Source organism: Asanoa iriomotensis, assembly GCF_016862515.1.
Lineage (GTDB): Bacteria > Actinomycetota > Actinomycetes > Mycobacteriales > Micromonosporaceae > Asanoa > Asanoa iriomotensis.
In genome coordinates, this window is record NZ_BONC01000003.1 from 131,347 (window position 1) to 148,699 (window position 17,353).

15 protein-coding genes are annotated in these 17,353 nt (G+C 72.1%); 12 read left to right on the forward strand and 3 right to left on the reverse strand.

What is annotated here, in order from left to right; all coding sequences use genetic code 11:
* Nucleotides 1-114 precede the first annotated feature (114 nt).
* Complete coding sequence (locus Air01nite_RS03780; RefSeq protein WP_203700361.1) at nucleotides 115-1,725, forward strand: magnesium transporter MgtE N-terminal domain-containing protein; 1,611 nt, start codon at nucleotides 115-117, stop codon at nucleotides 1,723-1,725.
* Nucleotides 1,726-1,738: 13 nt separating this feature from the next.
* Here Air01nite_RS03780 and Air01nite_RS03785 read toward each other — a convergent pair whose 3' ends face one another.
* A complete protein-coding gene (locus Air01nite_RS03785; protein ID WP_203700362.1) occupies nucleotides 1,739-2,785 on the reverse strand; it encodes an ADP-ribosylglycohydrolase family protein in 1,047 nt (348 codons plus the stop codon).
* 117 nt (nucleotides 2,786-2,902) lie between these two features.
* Between Air01nite_RS03785 and Air01nite_RS03790 the strand changes: the two genes are divergently transcribed.
* Genes Air01nite_RS03790 through Air01nite_RS03815 form a run of 6 tightly spaced genes read left to right on the forward strand, consistent with a single transcriptional unit; the run spans nucleotide 2,903 to nucleotide 8,455 of the window.
* The gene (locus Air01nite_RS03790; RefSeq protein WP_203700363.1) at nucleotides 2,903-3,754 is read left to right on the forward strand and encodes an STAS domain-containing protein; all 852 of its coding nucleotides are present in this window, start codon (nucleotides 2,903-2,905) and stop codon (nucleotides 3,752-3,754) included.
* Nucleotides 3,754-4,155 (forward strand): STAS domain-containing protein, encoded by a 402-nt coding sequence (locus tag Air01nite_RS03795; protein ID WP_203700364.1) that lies wholly within the window; start codon nucleotides 3,754-3,756, stop codon nucleotides 4,153-4,155. Before Air01nite_RS03790 ends, Air01nite_RS03795 begins: the two co-directional genes overlap by 1 nt.
* A gap of 20 nt (nucleotides 4,156-4,175) precedes the next feature.
* Entirely contained in the window at nucleotides 4,176-4,562 is a 387-nt protein-coding gene (locus tag Air01nite_RS03800; protein WP_203700482.1) for an ATP-binding protein, read from the forward strand.
* Entirely contained in the window at nucleotides 4,550-5,566 is a 1,017-nt protein-coding gene (locus Air01nite_RS03805; RefSeq protein WP_239090468.1) for an ATP-binding SpoIIE family protein phosphatase, read from the forward strand. The genes Air01nite_RS03800 and Air01nite_RS03805 overlap by 13 nt, the downstream gene beginning before the upstream one ends.
* A complete protein-coding gene (locus Air01nite_RS03810) occupies nucleotides 5,563-6,909 on the forward strand; it encodes a sensor histidine kinase (protein WP_203700365.1) in 1,347 nt (448 codons plus the stop codon). Before Air01nite_RS03805 ends, Air01nite_RS03810 begins: the two co-directional genes overlap by 4 nt.
* The gene (locus tag Air01nite_RS03815) at nucleotides 6,896-8,455 is read left to right on the forward strand and encodes a SpoIIE family protein phosphatase (protein WP_203700366.1); all 1,560 of its coding nucleotides are present in this window, start codon (nucleotides 6,896-6,898) and stop codon (nucleotides 8,453-8,455) included. The genes Air01nite_RS03810 and Air01nite_RS03815 overlap by 14 nt, the downstream gene beginning before the upstream one ends.
* Before the next feature lie 84 nt (nucleotides 8,456-8,539).
* Here the strand turns inward: Air01nite_RS03815 and Air01nite_RS03820 are convergent, their stop codons facing one another.
* Nucleotides 8,540-10,573 carry a glycerophosphodiester phosphodiesterase family protein gene (locus Air01nite_RS03820; protein ID WP_239090469.1) on the reverse strand — a complete coding sequence of 678 codons (2,034 nt, stop codon included), beginning with the start codon at nucleotides 10,571-10,573 and terminating at the stop codon, nucleotides 8,540-8,542.
* Between the two features lie 247 nt (nucleotides 10,574-10,820).
* On the opposite strand from Air01nite_RS03820, the gene Air01nite_RS03825 reads away from it, so the two are divergent.
* From Air01nite_RS03825 to Air01nite_RS03845, 5 genes are all read left to right on the forward strand, one after another.
* Entirely contained in the window at nucleotides 10,821-11,498 is a 678-nt protein-coding gene (locus Air01nite_RS03825; RefSeq protein ID WP_203700368.1) for a siderophore-interacting protein, read from the forward strand.
* 102 nt (nucleotides 11,499-11,600) lie between these two features.
* Nucleotides 11,601-13,124 (forward strand): amidohydrolase family protein, encoded by a 1,524-nt coding sequence (locus Air01nite_RS03830; RefSeq protein WP_239090470.1) that lies wholly within the window; start codon nucleotides 11,601-11,603, stop codon nucleotides 13,122-13,124.
* A gap of 145 nt (nucleotides 13,125-13,269) precedes the next feature.
* Nucleotides 13,270-13,848 (forward strand): PadR family transcriptional regulator, encoded by a 579-nt coding sequence (locus Air01nite_RS03835; RefSeq protein ID WP_203700369.1) that lies wholly within the window; start codon nucleotides 13,270-13,272, stop codon nucleotides 13,846-13,848.
* Nucleotides 13,845-14,570: an ABC transporter ATP-binding protein gene (locus Air01nite_RS03840; protein ID WP_203700370.1), complete on the forward strand. Its 726-nt coding sequence runs from the start codon at nucleotides 13,845-13,847 to the stop codon at nucleotides 14,568-14,570. Before Air01nite_RS03835 ends, Air01nite_RS03840 begins: the two co-directional genes overlap by 4 nt.
* The gene (locus Air01nite_RS03845) at nucleotides 14,567-17,005 is read left to right on the forward strand and encodes an FtsX-like permease family protein (protein ID WP_203700371.1); all 2,439 of its coding nucleotides are present in this window, start codon (nucleotides 14,567-14,569) and stop codon (nucleotides 17,003-17,005) included. Before Air01nite_RS03840 ends, Air01nite_RS03845 begins: the two co-directional genes overlap by 4 nt.
* Before the next feature lie 41 nt (nucleotides 17,006-17,046).
* Here Air01nite_RS03845 and Air01nite_RS03850 read toward each other — a convergent pair whose 3' ends face one another.
* Entirely contained in the window at nucleotides 17,047-17,283 is a 237-nt protein-coding gene (locus Air01nite_RS03850) for a S1 RNA-binding domain-containing protein (protein ID WP_203700372.1), read from the reverse strand.
* Nucleotides 17,284-17,353 lie beyond the last annotated feature (70 nt).

Consider the following 17,353-nt stretch of genomic DNA (forward strand, 5'->3'; position numbering starts at 1 on the left):
GCGGTGAGTGCCGCTGACGTTGAGCGTCGGTGTTCAACCGTTCAACCGGGGTCGGGCTGGACGGATTGGATACCCTGATGGCCCGTCGATCAGGCCCACGGAGATGACGTCGCCATGGCCGCAGAATCGCAAGTGCCGCTCGACGCAGGAGCGGTGACGAACCCCGCTGATTTCGCCGCGGCTCTGCAGCGACTGATGAGCGAATCGGGTCGTTCGCCGGACGGTGTGGCCAAGGTCAGCCGGAGTTCTCCGGAACCGATATCGCGTGGCACCGTCTACAACCTCCTCAGGGGACAAGGTGTCCCCAAGCAGGCGTCGCTCGAGGGCTTTCTCTACGGATGCGGGCTGCCGGCGGCGGCACATCGGGTCTGGCTGGCCAAGCGCGATGCGATCTTTCTGCCGGCCCGCCGATCCCCGGCACCCGTTGTCCGGTCGACTGCTCGACCCAAAGGCGACTCGTTCGTGGAGCTGGCGATCGAGGTCGAGGTTCTCGAGCGGCTTCCGGCTGCCGTCGCCGCTGAGCGGCTGGAGCGGCTTCCGGCCGGGCGTGCCGCCGAGCAGCTGGCCTTCATCGATGCCGACCTCGCCCGGGAGCGGCTTGCCGAGATGCGCCCCGACCGCGCGGGTGCGGTGCTGGCGGAGCTGAAACCGGACCTGGCCGCGGACCTGGTGAGCCGGGAGTCGGTCGCGGTCGCCCGGCGCCAGTTGGCGGCGATGTCCCCGGCGGGCATCACCCGCATCTTCGCCGGCATGGCTGGCGACCGGATCGCCGAGTTGCTCGAGGATTTCGGTGCTGTCGCGGGTCCGGCGGAGGATGTCGAACGATGGGGGCGGATTCTCGCGCCTTTGGATGCCGAGATCGGGGTGGAGGTTCTGTTCACCGTGCCCGCCCAGGCCGCGGGCATACTCGAAGTGATCGGCCCGGCGACCAGCGCACAGCTCTTGATTCTGATGGGTCGCCGCTCGGCGGCCACGACTGCGTCGGTGTTCGGTCGACTTCCGCCCGCCATGGCCGAAGACATCCTCTACTGGCTCATCCCCAGCACCGACGAGATGCGCGCGACGCTGCCCACGCTGGAAGGGTTCCTGGCCGAGGCAGATCCCGCATATATCGGGATGTTGCTCAGGGACATGATGCCTGGACCGCGAGCCAGGCTGTTCGTCCTGATGACGCACGAAGTGCGGCTGCGGTATCTGGTGGCGTTGGACGACGAAACCGCCATCTGGATCCTCGGCGGCATCGACGCGGAGCTCCGAGCCAGCCTGCGGAGCCCTAGCTACGGGACGACCAGCAAGACCCTCGGCAGCCACCTCTACAACGCACTCCCTGACGAACAGGCCATGCGAATCGCGCGCCTCATCGAGCCCGACGACGTGGATCTGATCGCCAGGATGCCCGAATCCAGACGCCGAGTCGCACTCGCGGCGATGGATGTGGAACGGATCGTCCTCTTCCTGGCCGAGCACGACCAACGTCAGGCGATCGTCGACGCCCTCGACGACAATCGGCTGCGCGAGGTCATGGCGATCGTGCCGCGGGAAGTTCTCGAACCAACGCTGCGCAGAATGCCGCTGGACCGGCTCGCTCAGGTCTGGCGGCCGGACGAGCTCCGCGCGCTGCTGGCCCGGCTCCCAAGAGCGGTGGCGGCGGAGATTCGCTGGGCGTGGCGTGCCGCCGCTCCCCAGCGCACGCGTAAACCGGCCAGACGCAAGCCGGCGAGATAGCCGGCCCGCGCCCTCAGCTGCCGGGGTAGCGGTCGGTCCAGCCGGTGTAGGGGCCCAGGTCGCCGTGTAGCTGGTCGCCCTGGGTGCACTCGAAGACCAGGTCGTCGGCCAACTCCAGGATCGTGCCGCGGCCCTCCAGCCGGAACACCCAGTCCGGCGGCAGGGCCTCTTCACCGCGCCAGGCGCCGAGGAGGTTGCCTGCGATCGCGGCCGTCGAGTCGCTGTCGCCCGAGTGGTTGGTCGCGGCCAGGAGGGCCCGGCGCACGTCCGTCGGGTGGGCCAGCGCCGCGTAGAGCGCGATCGCCAGCGCCTCCTCCGCGATCCAGCCGCCGCCGAGCGTCTCGACCCGCTCCGGTGTCACCGCGCGGTCCAGCGCCAGCGCCCGTTCCAGCGCGGTGGTCACCTCGTCGTGCTTCGGCTGCCGCCGGAGCAGGCCGAGGGCGACCTCGACCGCGTCCGGCAGGTCGCGCTCCCCGACGACCAGAGCGTGCGTGATCGCGGCGAACGCGCCGGCGGCCAGGAAGCCGGACGGATGCCCGTGCGTCTGCGTGGCGCACTCGGCCGCGACGTCGAACGCCCGTGAGACCGTCCATCGTGGATCCAGGCCGAACGGCGCCGAGCGCATCACCGCGCCGCAGCCCTTGGAGTGCGGGTTCGCCGGGGACGCCGGTGTGCCCATCCGGCCGGCCGACAGCCCGGACATGCAGGCATTGCCGGGCGCGCGGCGCGCGTACAGGAAGGCGTGTCCGGCGAGCCAGCCGTCGGCGCTGTCCGGCGGCCCGGGCCGGCGCTGGGTGTCCAGCCAGCGGAGGTGCGCCTGATAGACCATCGCCGGCGGCTCGACGCCCGCCACGCTCGCCCGGATCAGCCCCTCGGCGGTGAACAGGGTCATCTGGGTGTCGTCGGTGATCAGCGCCGGGTCGCCGAGCAGGTCGGTCAGTCCGTCCGGCCCGTATTCGTCGCGGATTCGAGCCGTATGCAGGAATTCCACGGGATTTCCCAGTGCATCCCCTATTGCGCCGCCCAGCAGGCAACCCCGTACCCGCGCCCGAAATGACATCCATGCAGCCTAGATCTCGAAGTAGTTGCTGCCAGGCATGGATATGACGGACGGGTGGTACGGTCTGCCGGCTGGCCCACATCCCGACGGCCGGCCAGGGGCCCGGGGAGGGTATGGATGGGACTCACCGCGGAGGAGAGCGGTCGTCTTGCGGCGCTGCTCGAAACCCACGCCGACAAGCTGACGGCGAGCTGGACCGACGCTGTCGCGGCGCCGCTGCGCGGCCGGCTGACCAGGGCCGAGCTGCTCAGGCAGGTGCAGGATCTGCACCGGACGCTCGTCGAGGCGCTGCAGGCCGGTGACTTCGATCTGAGCGCCGAAGCCGCCGCCTCGCTGCGCGCCACGCTCGTGGAGATGTCCCGCAGCCGCGCCCGACAGGGTTTCAGCGCCGCCGAGACCGCGGTCACCGTGTTCGGGCTCAAGAAGGCCCTCTTCGACGTCGTCGACGTGCGCGGCGCCGACCCGCAGGTGCTCGCCGACCTGCTCGCGCTCGGCCTGGTGATCGACGACCTGGGCCTGTTCACCTTCGAGACCTACGCCAAGACCCGCGAGGAGCTGATCGCCGACCAGGCCGAGCAACTGCTCGAGCTGGCCACGCCCGTGGTCAAGCTGTGGGAGGGCGTGGTCGCGATCCCGCTGGTCGGCACGCTCGACTCGGCCCGCGCCCAGGTCATCATGGAGCGGCTGCTGGAGACGCTGGTCGAGACCGGCTCCCCGTACGCCATCATCGACATCACCGGCGTGCCCGCGGTCGACACCCAGGTCGCGCAGCACATCCTCAAGACCGTGGTGGCCGCCCGCCTGATGGGTGCCGAGTGCATCATCTCCGGCATCCGCCCACAGATCGCCCAGACGATCGTCGCGCTCGGCATCGAGTTCGGCGACATCGCCACCAAGGCGAGCCTGGCCGACGCGCTGCGCCACGCGCTGCGCATGATCGAGGCGAACCGCAAGGCGCGGAGCAACTGATGGAACGCGTCCCGGTCCTCAAGATCGGCGACATCCTGCTCGTCTCCATCCAGGTGGACATGCAGGACCAGACCGCGCTGGCGCTCCAGGAGGACCTGTCCGACCGGATCGTCGCGACCGGCTGCCACGGCGTCATCATCGACATCACGGCGCTCGACATCGTCGACTCGTTCGTCGGCCGGATGCTCTCCTCGATCGCCGCGATCTCCCGCGTGCTGGACGCCGAGACCGTCGTCGTCGGCATGCGTCCCGCGGTCGCGATCACGCTGGTCGAGCTCGGGCTCTCGCTCGACGGCATCCGCACGGCGCTCAACGTCGAGCTCGGCATGGAGCTGCTCGCGCGGTCCCGGGCCGACGAGCCCGAGGACCTCGGCATCGACGGTCTATCGGCGACGACGTGACCACCGACGTCGGGCCGCAGATGGTGACCATCGCCGCCGACGAGGACGTGGTGCGCGTGCGGCAACTCGTGCGTATCGTCGCGGTCGGCGCGAAGCTGTCGTTGGTCGACCAGACGAAGCTGGTCACGGCCGCGAGCGAGCTGGCGCGCAACACCCTGGTGTACGGCGGTGGCGGCGGCGCCGAGGTGACCGTGGTGGACAGCGGACGCCGCACCGGCATCCGGATCGTCTTCGCCGACGACGGACCCGGCATCGCCGACCTCGACCTGGCCCTGACCGACGGCTACACCACCGGCGGCGGGCTCGGCCTCGGGCTGTCCGGCGCGCGGCGGCTGGTCGACGAGTTCGAGATCGACACGGCCGCGGGCCGGGGCACCCGGATCACCATCACCAAGTGGGCGCGGTAGCGGTGAGCCGCGCGAGCGGGCTCGTCGACGGTGGACTGTGGTTCCGCCTCGAGGAGGCCAGCGCGGTCAGCGCCGTCCGGCGGGCGGCGCAGGACGTGGGTGCCGAGGTCGGGCTCGACGAGGGCCGGCTCGGCGGGCTCGCGATCGTCGCCACCGAACTAGCCAGCAACCTGGTCAAGCACGCCGACGAGGGCCGCCTGCTGGTCCGCCCGGTGCGGTCCGGCGAGGTCGCCGGCGTCGAGCTGCTCGCGGTCGACTCCGGGCCCGGCATGGGTGACGTGACCGCGTCGACCCGCGACGGTCACTCGACCGCCGGCACGCTCGGCATCGGCCTCGGCGCGATCGCCCGCCAGGCCGGCTGGCTCGACCTGAGCTCGGTGTCGGGCCGCGGCACGGTGACGGTCGCGCAGATCTGGCCCGGCCCGGCGCCCGGGCCCGCCACGGTCGCCGCGGTCAGCCGGCCGATGAGCGGCGAGGAGGTCTGCGGCGACGGCTACGCGACGCGCACGGCCGACGGGCGCACCCAGGTGCTGGTCTGCGACGGTCTGGGCCACGGCCCGCTGGCGGCCGCGGCGACCGCGGCGGTCGTGCAGGGGTTCCGGGCCGCGCCCGCCGGCCCGCCCGCCGTGGTGGTGGAGCATGTGCACCGATCGGTGCGACACACCCGGGGTGCCGCCATCGCGGTCGCCCAGTTCGACGAGGGGCAGGTGCGGTACGCCGGGCTCGGCAACATCGCCGGGTTCCTGGTCGACGACGCCACCCGGCGCGGCCTGGTCTCGCTGCCCGGCATCGCCGGCCACCAACGCCGGGTCGTCCGCGAGTTCAGCTATCCGATCGCACCCGGCGCGCTGCTGGTCATGCACTCCGACGGCGTGGTCGACCGGTGGAACGTCGACGACTACCCCGGCTTGCGGGGACGTTCGCCACAGGTGATCGCCGCCACCGTCCTGCGCGACGCCGGCACCCGGCGTGACGACGCGTGCGTGCTGGTGGCCCGCGCATGAACACGCGCCTGGTGCACCTGTTGCTGCGTACCGAATCCGACGTGTTCGTGGCCCGGCAGCGGGCTCGCGAGGTGGCCGCGGCCGTCGGCCTGGAACGGCAGGACCAGGTGCGGCTGGCCACCGCGCTCAGCGAGATCGGTCGCACCCTGTTCACCGACCGTGGCGGACCCGCGGCGACCGCCGCCGAGGTTTGGTTCGGTGTCTCCGCCGGGAAAATTCAGGTCGAGGTCGTCGCCATCGGCCCGAGCCAGGCGGACCAGCTGCCCAGCCTCGGCCGGTTGGTCGACGATCTCACGATCGACGACGGACCGACTACGACGGTGGTGAGGATGAGCCGGCGGATCCCGGCCGGAGGGGAACTCAGCGAGGCACGGCTCGACCGCATCCGCGGCGAGCTCGCCGCCTCGGCACCGCGCTCCCCCCTCGACGAGATGGCCGAACAGAACGAGCAACTGCTCACCGCGCTGGAGGAGACCCGCGCGCACCGCGACGAGCTGGCCCAGCTCAACGCGGAGCTGGAGGAGACCAACCGCGGCGTGATGGCGCTCTACAACCAGCTCTCCGGTGAGCTGGAGGAAACCAACCGCGGCGTGGTGGCGCTCTACGCCGAGCTGGACGAGCGGTCCGCGCAGCTGCGCGCGGCGAGCGAGGCGAAGACCCGGTTCCTGGCCAACGTCAGCCACGAGCTGCGGGCGCCGGTCACCGCCGTGATCGGGCTGGCCCGGCTGCTCGACGACCCGGAGTCCGACCCCCTGACCGAGGACCAGGCCCGCCAGGTCCAGCTGATCCGCGGTTCGGCCGCGGACCTGCTGCGGCTGGTCAACGACCTGCTCGACCTGGCCAAGGCCGAGTCCGGCACGATTCAGCCTGACTGGTCCGATGTGGACCTGCGCGGGGTGTTCAGTCAGCTGCGCGGCACGGTGCGGGCCATGACGACCGGCGACGTCGAGCTGGTGGTCGTCGACCCGGCGCCGCCGGCGGAGATCCGCACCGACGAGGTGCTGCTCGCCCAGGTGCTGCGCAACCTACTGCACAACGGGCTCAAGTTCACGGCGGCCGGCGAGGTCCGGATGGCCGCCACGCGGGCCGGCGCGGACTGGCTGATCCAGGTCACCGACACCGGCATCGGCATCCCGGCCGAGCTGCACGACCGGATCTTCGAGGAGTTCTACCAGGTGCCGGGCCGTGCACCGACCGGCGCGACCGGCACCGGCCTGGGACTGCCGTACGCCCGCCGCCTGGTCACCCTGCTCGGCGGCGAGCTGACCGTGGCGAGCGAGCCCGGCGCGGGGAGCACCTTCACCGTGCGGCTCCCGGTGGCGGGTGGCGATGGAACATCCTGAGGTCACCACGGTGCTGGTCGTCGACGACAGCGACGCGAAGCGCTACCTGCTCGTCCGCTGGCTGACCCGGGCCGGCTTCACGGTCGTCGAGGCCGACAGCGGCACGGCCGCGCTCGACCGGGTCGGCGCGGGCGACATCGACCTGGTCGTGCTGGACGTGCGGCTGGGCGACCTGAGCGGCTTCGAGGTCGCGGAACGCATCAAGGCCCACCCGGCGCTGGCGGCGACGCCGGTCATCCACGTCTCGGCGCACGCGGTCGACGTGGCCGACCGGGCGCAGGGGCTGACCCGCGGCGCCGACGCCTACCTGGCCGAGCCGATCGAGCCCGACGAGCTCGTGGCGACCGCCCACGCGGTACTGCGCTACTACCGCGCCCGGCGGCACGCCGAGACGCTCGCCGCGGGGTTGACCCGGCTGGCCGAGGCGACGGTGGTGGTCAACACCGCGCGTACCCTCAGCGAGCTGTTGACCGCCGCGGCGACGGGCGCGGCGGAGATCTTCGGCTCCGGCGCGGTGGTGGCCGCCGACACGGTCAGCGCCGTCAGCTCCGCCGGCGAGCGCCTGGTCGCGGCCGTCGCCGGCCCGGGCGCGGAGCCGGTGATCCGCGAATGGCCCGCGGCCGCGGTGGTCGTGCCCGTCGGCGCGCTCGTCCGCACCGACTCCCGCGAACAGTGGCCACAGCTCGACTGGGCGACCGACGAGGTCGCGGTCGGCACGGCCCGGCTGCGCGACGACCGCCCACCCGTGCACGTCACGGTGCCCGAAACCGTGCTGCGCGAACAGGCCGACGTGCTGCGCCTGCTGGTCCAGGCGGTGGCGTCCGCGGTCGAGGCACAGCGGACCTTCGACGAGGAGCACCGGATCGCGCTCACCCTGCAGCGCAGCCTGTTGCCGCAACGGATCCCGGCGGTCGCGGGTTACGACCTGGCGGTCCGGTACGTGCCGGCGAGCGCGCAGACCGAGGTGGGCGGCGACTTCTACGAGCTGACGATGATCGACGGGCAGCTGCTGGCCGCGATCGGCGACGTCACGGGCCACTCGCTCTACGCCGCCACGGTGATGGCCGAGCTGCGGCACGCGGTCCGGGCGTACGCGGTCGAGGGCCACCCACCCGCGGTCCTCCTGGCGAAGGCGGACCAACTCCTGCGCACGCTGCTGCCGGGCGAGCTGGCCACGATCTGCGTGCTGATGCTGGACCCGCCGTCTGGCCGGATCCGCCTGGCCAACGCGGGCCACCCACCGCCGCTCCTGGTGGTCAACGGCGCGGCCGCGTTCGTGGAGCACCCGGCGCCGTTGCTGGGCCTGGCCGCACCACGCCCGGGCGACCTGGACCTGTTCCTCCCGCCGGGCGCCACGCTGGTCCTCTACACGGACGGCCTGGTCGAACGCCGCACGCACGACATCGACGACGGCCTGGCCACGCTGGCGGTGTCGGCGGCACACGTCGAGCCCGACCTGGACGCCTATGCGGACCGCCTCCTGGCCGACCTGGCCACGACCCACGTAGCCGACGACATCGCCATCGTCGCCCTCCGCCGCGGCTGAAGGAACGGTCCGTTGTTAACGCTTTCCGCATAGGAACGGACCGTTACTAACACGGGGTGTTAATAACGGTCCGTTCCTTGCGGTTCAGCGCAGGCCGTTGCGGATTGCTACCTGGATCAGGAGCGTTGGGTTGTCGGTGATGATGCCGTCGACGCCCAGGTCGATGACGCGCTGCATGATGGCCGGATCGTCCACCGTGTACGGCACGACCTTGAGGTGGTCGCGGCGCTGGAGGACCGGCACGTCCGGGCCGTGGTAGTAGGTCGGGTCCTGGCGCAGGTACCAGTCGCTGTCGACGACCGTGCCCTGGGTCGGGTCGTGGACCTGCCAGTTGGCGGAGACCGTGCCGGCGCCCGCCGCGCGGACCAGCTTGCCCAGGTCCTTGTACTTCCACCAGTCCAGGCCGCCCGTCCACGGGCTCTTGACCGACTTGTCGCCGTAGACCGCCTGCAGTGAGCACTCGTCGGCCAGCGTCGCGCACTCGGCCGGGCCGTACTGCCAGACCAGGGCGACCGTCTCGATCTTCTTGTTGAGCTCGCGCGCCCGGATGATCGTGCGCCAGTCGAAGGACTGGATCGTCACCCGGTCCTCGAAGCGGGCCTTCTCGATCGCCTTGACCAGCTTGGCGGTGAACGGGCCGAACGCCTCGGTGTCGTTCGCCGTCGGGCTGATCTTGGTCTCGATGTTCATCCGCACGTCGGGCCGGTCACTGCCCTTGACGAGCGCGAAGACCTCGTCCAGGGTCGGGATCCGGGCGCCCGGCACCGGCGTCTGGTTCGGCAGCTCCGGCAGTGTCTTCGTGCCGCAGTCGATGGTCTTGATCTGCGCCAGCGTCAGGTCGTGCACGCGCTTTCCGACGTACGGGAACATCGGGTCGCGCGGGCGCACCGGCACGGTGTCGATGCAGTGCGAGCCGTTGATCGTCCGGTCGTGGATGACGACCAGCTTGCCGTCCTTGGTGACGCCCGTGTCCAGCTCCAGCGTGGACACGGCCTTGTTGGAGAGCGCGCGGGCGAACGCCGGCAGGGTGTTCTCCGGCAGGTCCGCGCGGCCGCCGCGGTGGGCCTGCACGTCGAACGGCGACGCGTACGCCTTGGGCAGCTTGAACCGCATTTGGCCCAGCAGGGTGCGCAACCGGTCCGGGTAGTCGGTGATCATGCCGTCGACGCCGTCGTCGATCAGCTTCGTCATCGTCGGCACGTCGTCGATCGTCCACGGCACGACCTTGATGCCGTTGCGGTGCGCGTGCTCGACCATCGCCTTGGTCACGTACGGCACGTAGTTGGCGTCGTTCACCGTGCCGTTCTGCGGCGTGCCGTGCACCGGCGAGAAGGTCGTCACGCCGAAGCTCTTGATCGCCTTGATCGGGTCGCCACCGAAGTCGTCGATGTCGATGCCGCCCAGCCACGGCGACGCACCCGGCTTGCCGGTCTGCAGGAAGTCGATGTTGGTCAGCGCGACCAGCGGCAGCCGCGGCTCGACCTGGCGCATCCGCATCAGCGCGCCCCAGTCGAAGCTCTGGATCGTGACCTGCCCTAGCAGGCCGGCGTTGCGCACCTCACGGGCGGTCACCTGGACGAACTGCTCGCGCGGCGCGGTCTCGGTCGGCGCGCCGGCCTCGACCTTGGTCTCCACGTTGAGCTTCACGTCCCGCGCCTGGTAGCGGTTGACCAGCGCGAAGACCTCGCTGAGCAGCGGCATCCGGGCACCCGGCACCGCGACCTGGCCCGGCTTGTCGGCCAGGGTCAGGCTGCCGCAGTCGAGCGTGCGCACCTGCGCCAGCGACAGCGTGTTGATGTACTTGCCGATGTACGGGAACTCCGGGTCACCGGGGAACGCCGGCGCGGTGTCCTTGCACTTCGAGCCGGTGGTCCGGCGGTCGTGGGTGACCACCGCCTGCCCGTCCTCGGTGATCTGCACGTCCAGCTCCAGCGTGGACACGCCGAGCCGGAGCGCGTTGCCGAACGAAGCCAGCGTGTTCTCCACCCGCAACCCGAGGCCTCCGCGGTGCGCCTGCAGGTCGAAGGTCTTGGCGGGTTTCGAAGCCGCGGCGGGGCTGATGCCGGCGGTCAGGCCGGCCACCCCGCTCAGGGCCACGGTGGCGGCGAGCGCCGTCACGGCACGTCGTTGCCATCGGGACATCGAGTTCCTCCTGGGATCGGTGGTCCCGCCGATCCTGAAGACCCGTTACGGCCCGTGAGCATGCAGCAGATGAACAGATGGAAATGTCTACGCGACGTAGCGCCCGCCCGGTCGCCTGAACCGCGGCGCCGGCCTACGCGGCCCGGCAACCGGTTATCGGTCGGTAAGGTCACCGCGGGGTTGTCGACCGCCGGTCGGTGACATGTTCGAACGGAGCGCGGCCATGGCCGTTTTCGACCGTTTCTTTCTTCGCGCCACCGTCGCCGACAACGCCGCACTGACCGACCGGATGCGCGCCATCCGGCTCACCGGTGACGGGCTGCGTGGCCTCACCTGGCTGCCCGGCCAGCACGTGCGGGTCAACGTGACCCCGCCGGGCCGATGGTTGCGCAACCCTGGCGACGCACGCCGGACGTACTCCATCTGGAATCTGGATCCGGGCCGCGGCGTCCTCGACCTCGCCGTGCTCGACCACGGCGACGGCCCGGGCAGCGCGTGGGCACGCACGACCGGCCCGGGTGACGAGGTCACGCTCAGTCGGCCCGAGGGCAGGCTGACGTTGCGCTCCACGGCGTCGCACGTGTTCGCTGGTGACGAGACCGCGGCGGTGCCGTTCGCGGCGATGCTCCGGGCGCTGCCCGACGACGCCCCGGCGATGGGCGTCCTGGCGACGGCGGGCGACGAGATACCGCTGCCGCGCAAGCTCACCTGGGTCCGGAGTGGACAGCTGCTGGACGCGGTGCGCGCGCTGGAGCTGCCGGCCGTCGGCACGGTCTACATCGCCGGCGAGGCCCGTGACTGCCAAGCAGTGAGCCAACACTTCCGGAGCGACCGCGGCTGGCCCCGTTCAGCCCTGGTGATCAAGCCCTTCTGGACACCGGGCCGTCGCGGAATGGACTAGGTGAGGATTTCCCTACCGTCGATACGCCCGCTCACGGCAATGACCCCGACCCGTCGCCCGGGAGATCGTGAAGGCACGTCATCGACCGCGAAGGGGTTTCCCATGCAGCGCAACGCCATCTCCCGCCGTTCGGTTCTCGCAGGTGCCGTCGGGCTCGCCGCGGGCGCGGCCGTCGGGGTCGGGCGGGCCAGCGCCACGCCGCGCGTGCCGGCCGCCGCCGACCGGATGACCGCGATCACCCACGTCACCGTGATCGACGCGACGGGCGCGCCGGCGCAGCGGGACATGACCGTGCTGCTGCGCGGTGGGCGGATCCTCGCGGTCGAGCCGAGCCGCCGGGTCGGCGCGCTGCCCGGCGCCCACGTGATCGACGGGCGCGGCAAGTTCCTGATACCGGGCCTGGCCAACATGCACAACCACACGTTCGACGGCGCGGCGATCGAGCTGCCGCTGCACATCGTCAACGGCGTCACGACGGTCCGGGACATGAGCGCCAACGCCGATGTCACGCAGTGGCGGCGGGAGATCGAGGCCGGCACCCGGCTCGGGCCGCACTGGACCATCGGCAGCCCGATCGTCGACGGCTCGCCGTCGCTGTGGGAAGGGCTGGGAGCGCCGTACATCGGTGTCGCGACCGCCGCCGAGGCCCGCGCCGCGGTGCGCGCGCAGAAGGACGCCGGCGCCGACTTCATCAAGGTCTACACACGACTGTCACGCGGGTCGTTCTTCGCGATCGCCGACGAGGCCCGCCGGCAGCGGATCCCGTTCCTCGGCCACGTCTCCGACTTCGTGCAGCTGACCGAGGCCAGCGACGCCGGCCTGGCCAGCGTGGAGCACCTCTTCCAGGTCTGGTACGACACGTCGAGCCGCGAGGACGAACTGCGCCGGGCGATCACGTCGGTGCCGATCGCGGGCGGCGAGTACAACGGGTGGCTCAACAAGATGCACCCCTACGAGTACGCGGCCGCCCGCAGCTACGACCGCCACAAGGCGGCGGCCGTCTTCGCCCGGCTGGCCCGCAACGGCACCCGGGTCACACCGACGCTGGTGCTGCACACGTTCACGGACCTGCCCGGCGACACCCCGATGAACGACCCGCGCTACGCCTACTTCCCGGCGGCCACACGCGAGTTCTGGGCGTACGCCCTCGAACTGATCTACACGACCGGCCGCACACCGGAGCAGGACGCCCGCGGCCGTGAGATCTTCGAGCGCCGGCTGCGCCTGGTCCACGACCTGGACCAGGCGGGGGTGCCGCTGATGGCCGGCACGGACAACGGCACCGCCTACCTGATGCCGGGCTTCAGCCTGCACGACGAGTTGGCCCGGCTCGCACAGGCGGGCCTGTCGAACATGCGGGTGCTGCAGACCGCGACCCTCGAACCGGCCCGCTACCTCGGCGTCCACGACCGCGGCACGATCGCTCGCGGCAACGTCGCCGACCTGGTCCTGCTCGACGCGGACCCACTGCGCGACATCCGCAACACGACGCGCATCCACTCGGTGGTGGTCCGCGGCCAGGTGATCGACCCGATCACCCGAGCGCGGATGCTCGCCGACGTCAAGAAGGCGGCGGCCGCCGCACCGGCGCCCGCCGCCGCACCCACGGCGCGCTGCGCCTGCTGACCAGCAAGGGGGGTCATCCGGCCGACCGGATGACCCCGCTCGCGTCAGTGCGCAAACCTCCCCCGTTTGACCGTTGGAGTCCGTGGTGGACATGCCTCGTTATACTCAGTATGCTACTCGGCATGATATCGAGTGGGGTGATGTCGTGAGCATTCGGCACGCGTTGTTGGCGCTGTTGAGCGAAGGGCCGAAATACGGTCTTCAGCTCCGCGAGGAGTTCGAGGCGCGCACGGGCGAGGTGTGGCCGCTCAACGTCGGGCAGGTCTACACGACCCTCCAGCGGCTCGAGCGCGACGGGCTCGTCGCCTCCGACGACGACGCCGATCCCGGGCCTCAGAAGGGTTTCCGGATCACCGACGGCGGTGCCGCCGAGCTCGACTCCTGGTTGCGTACCCCACCCGATCTGGCATCCCCACCGCGCGACGAGATCGTCATCAAGATCCTGGTCGCCGTGCGGCTGCCCGAGGTCGACGTGCACGAGGTGATCCAGGAGCATCGGCGCTACCTGGTGGAGCTCATGCAGCAGTGGACCCACCTCAAGGAGGAGGAGGCCGAGTTCGACCTTGCGCTCGCCCTGGTCGTCGACGCCGAGATCTTCCGGCTGGACTCCGTGGTGCAGTGGCTCGACAGCGCCGACGGGCGGATCAAGCGGGCCGCGGTGGCGCCGCCCGCGGCCGCACCGGCGGCGGCGAAGATCCGGCGTCGTGCGGTGGTGCGCCGATGAGCGGCGTGCTCGAGCTGCGCGACGTCACCAAGACCTATGTGGACGGCGTGGACGAGGTGCACGCCCTGCGCGAGGTCAACCTGACCGTCGAGGCCGGGAAGCTGGTCGCCGTGATGGGGCCCAGCGGCTCGGGCAAGAGCACGCTGCTCACCATCGCGGGTGCGCTGGAGTCCGCGACCTCAGGCGAGGTGCTCGTGTGCGGGCAGCCGGTCTCGGCGATGTCGCGCGACGAGCGCGCCCGGTTGCGCCGGCGCGCCATCGGCTACGTGTTCCAGGATTTCAACCTGCTCCCAGGGCTCACCGCGGCCGAGAACGTGGCGCTGCCGCTGGAGCTCGACGGCATGCCGGCCGGCAAGGCCCGCGCCGCCGGCCTGCGTGCGCTCGACGACCTCGGTCTCGCCGAGCGGGCGTCCCGCTTCCCCGACCAGCTCTCCGGCGGCGAGCGGCAGCGGGTGGCGATCGCCCGCGCCGTCGTCGGCGACCACCGGCTGCTGCTCGCCGACGAGCCCACCGGCGCCCTCGACTCCGCCAACGGCGAGGCGGTGATGCGGCTGCTGCTGGCCGCCTGCAAGCGCGGTCTGGCCGCCGTCGTGGTGACGCACGACGCGCAGCTCGCCTCGTGGGCGGAACGCGTGGTGTTCATCCGCGACGGCCGCGTGGTCGACCGCACGGCACCCCGGCCCGGGCCGGACTCGCTGTTGACCGGCGAGCCCGCGCGATGAGGCCACTCGACCTCGGCGGCGGCCACGGCGGCGCACCCGCCCGGCGGGCGGTGCTGCGCTGGGCCTGGCGGCTGTTCCGCCGCGAGTGGCGCCAGCAGGCCCTGCTGCTGGCCCTGCTGCTGGTCGCGGTCGCCGCCACCACCGTCGGCCTGGGCCTGTCCGCCAACACGCCACCGTCACAGGCGTCGTCGTTCGGCACCGCCAACCGCCTGCTCACCCTGGCCGGCACGGGCGCCGGGCTTGACGCCGACGTCGCGGCGGTGCGGGCCGCGTTCGGCACCGTCGAGGTGATCGGACATCGGAAGATCCGGGTGCCCGGCTCCGCGAACGCCGTCGACCTGCGCGATCAGGACCCCGCCGGCGTGTACGGCCGGCCGATGCTCCGGCTCGACGAGGGCCGCTACCCGCAGGGTTCCGGCGAGATCGCCGTCACCGGGAGCGTCGCCACGATCTTCGGTCTGCGCGTGGGCGACACCTGGGACGGCCGCACGGTCGTCGGCCTGGTCGAGAACCCGCTCAACCTGCTCGACCGCTTCGCTCTCGTCGCGCCCGGCCAGGCCGCGCCGACCACCCCGGACGAACACGTCGTCGTGCTCGCCCGGGCGACGGAGGAACACACCGCCCTGCCGGCCGGAGCGTTGGTGGAGGTCCGCGCCGAGGAGGAGGGGGACGGCTCCAGCGTCGGCGTCCTCGCCCTGGCCACCGTCGCGCTGCTCTTCGTCGGCCTGCTCGCCGCGGCCGGTTTCAGCGTCATGGCCCAACGCCGCCTGCGGGCGCTCGGCATGCTCGGCGCGATCGGCGCCAGCCACCGGCACATCCGCCTCGTGCTGATGGCCAACGGCGCCGTCGTCGGCGCGGCCGGCGCCCTCGCCGGTGCCGCCCTCGGCGTCGCCGCCTGGTTCCTGCTCAGCCCGCGGCTCGAGCCGCTCGTCGGGCACCGCATCGACCGGTTCCACCTGCCCTGGCTCGCCCTGCTCGCCGGCGTCCTGCTGGCGACCCTCACCGGGGTCTGCGCCGCGTGGTGGCCGGCCCGCGCGGCCGCCCGACTGCCGGTGGTCAGCGCGCTGTCCGCCCGCCCGGCGCCGCCACGCCCGGCGCACCGGTTCGCGGCGCTCGGCGGCGTGCTGCTGCTCGCCGGCCTCGGCGCGCTCGTCGCGGCCAAGCAGACCAAGGCGCCCTTCATCGTCGGCGGCATCCTCGCCACCGCCGTCGGCCTGCTCCTGCTCGCCCCGCTGGGCATCGCGCTGCTCGGCCGGCTGGCCCGGCTCGCGCCGCTGGCACCCCGGCTGGCGCTGCGCGACCTGGCCCGCTACCGCGCGCGGTCGAGCGCCGCGCTGGCCGCCACCGGGCTCGCGGTCGGCATCGCGGCCGCGGTCGCGCTGACGGCCGCCGTGGCCGTCGCGAAAGCGGCGGCGCCCACGGGCGGCAACCTGCCCACCGACCAGATCATCGTCTGGCTCTCGCCGCAGGCACCGTTCGGGCCGGTTCCGCCGCTGACCGCCGAGGAGGCGGCGACCGCGCAAGAACGGGTCGACGCGATCGCCACCGAGCTGCACGCGACGACGACGCTGCCGTTGCAGGCGGCGATCGATCCCAGCGCGCCACCGGTGCAAGGCTTCGAAGGCGCACCCGGCGGCCCGGAAGCCATGCTGCTGGGACGGCCCCACCCCAAGGGGAACGGCGTCAGTTACAGCAGCGCCGACTCCGTGATGCTGTTCGTCGCCACGCCCGAGCTGCTGGCCCGCTACGGAGTCGAGGCGGAACCGGACACCGACATCCTGGCCGTGCGCACCGACCTCGCCGCGTACGACCTCTATCCGGGCCGGCACCGCTTCTGGCGTCCGCGGATCCAGACAGCGCCGCTGCCGGCGTACACCTCCTTGCCCGGCGCGCTGATCACCACCCATGCCATGGCGGAGCTGAAGCTGACCGCGGCGCCGGCCGGCTGGCTCGTCCAGGCACCGCGACCGCTCACGCAGGAGCAGCTCGACCGCGCGCAGCAGGTGGCCCTGGCCGCCGGCCTCAGCGTGGAGTCCCGGCCGACCGGCAACGACGTCGCCCGCCTGGCCGACAACGCCACCGGCACCGGCATCGCGGTCGCGCTCGGCGTGCTGGCCATGACCGTCGGCCTGATCCGCAGCGAGACGGCACGCGACCTGCGCACGCTGACCGCCGCCGGCGCGCGGCGGAGGACGAGGCGCACCCTGACCGCCGCCACGGCGAGCGCGCTGGCGCTGCTGGGCGCGGTGATCGGCACCGGCGGCGCGTACCTCGCGCTGCTCGCGTGGAACCTCCGCGACGCACACTGGCTCGGCCATGTGCCCCTGCTCCACCTGGCCGCGATCCTCGTCGGCCTGCCGGCCGTCGCGTACGCCGGTGGTTGGCTCCTCGCGGGCAGGGAACCGACGATGCTGGCTCGCCAGCCCATCGAGTGACGGCGGGATCCGGGGGCGGCGCCACCCCCGGAGACCGTCGGTCAGGCCGGATGCACGGCGAAGCGCCGGGTTTCCGCGTCGATGGCGGCGATGCGGACCGGGACGACCGTGCCCTCCTCCAGCGGGGTCGGCCATTCACGGGCCGGCGCGAAGCCGTCGACCTCGCCGATGCGGACGAACGCGCCGAACGGCACGACGCTCACGACGTCGCCGTGCACGACCGAGCCGACCGTGAAACGGGCCGCGAACGCGGACCAGGCAGCGTCAGATGCGGGCATGTCAGGAATTCACCTCCTCTCGAAGACGTGCCTGCGAGGCAAGGAGAGGAGGTGCACCGGCGGGCCGCGG

Coding starts and splice junctions, on each gene's coding strand:
- Air01nite_RS03790 (WP_203700363.1), top strand. CDS start 2,903: ATGGGACTCACCGCGGAGGAGAGCGGTCGTCTTGCGGCGCTGCTCGAA.
- Air01nite_RS03830 (WP_239090470.1), top strand. CDS start 11,601: ATGCAGCGCAACGCCATCTCCCGCCGTTCGGTTCTCGCAGGTGCCGTC.
- Air01nite_RS03795 (WP_203700364.1), top strand. CDS start 3,754: ATGGAACGCGTCCCGGTCCTCAAGATCGGCGACATCCTGCTCGTCTCC.
- Air01nite_RS03825 (WP_203700368.1), top strand. CDS start 10,821: ATGGCCGTTTTCGACCGTTTCTTTCTTCGCGCCACCGTCGCCGACAAC.
- Air01nite_RS03815 (WP_203700366.1), top strand. CDS start 6,896: ATGGAACATCCTGAGGTCACCACGGTGCTGGTCGTCGACGACAGCGAC.
- Air01nite_RS03785 (WP_203700362.1), bottom strand. CDS start 2,785: ATGTCATTTCGGGCGCGGGTACGGGGTTGCCTGCTGGGCGGCGCAATA.
- Air01nite_RS03810 (WP_203700365.1), top strand. CDS start 5,563: ATGAACACGCGCCTGGTGCACCTGTTGCTGCGTACCGAATCCGACGTG.
- Air01nite_RS03845 (WP_203700371.1), top strand. CDS start 14,567: ATGAGGCCACTCGACCTCGGCGGCGGCCACGGCGGCGCACCCGCCCGG.
- Air01nite_RS03800 (WP_203700482.1), top strand. CDS start 4,176: ATGGTGACCATCGCCGCCGACGAGGACGTGGTGCGCGTGCGGCAACTC.
- Air01nite_RS03780 (WP_203700361.1), top strand. CDS start 115: ATGGCCGCAGAATCGCAAGTGCCGCTCGACGCAGGAGCGGTGACGAAC.
- Air01nite_RS03840 (WP_203700370.1), top strand. CDS start 13,845: ATGAGCGGCGTGCTCGAGCTGCGCGACGTCACCAAGACCTATGTGGAC.
- Air01nite_RS03850 (WP_203700372.1), bottom strand. CDS start 17,283: ATGCCCGCATCTGACGCTGCCTGGTCCGCGTTCGCGGCCCGTTTCACG.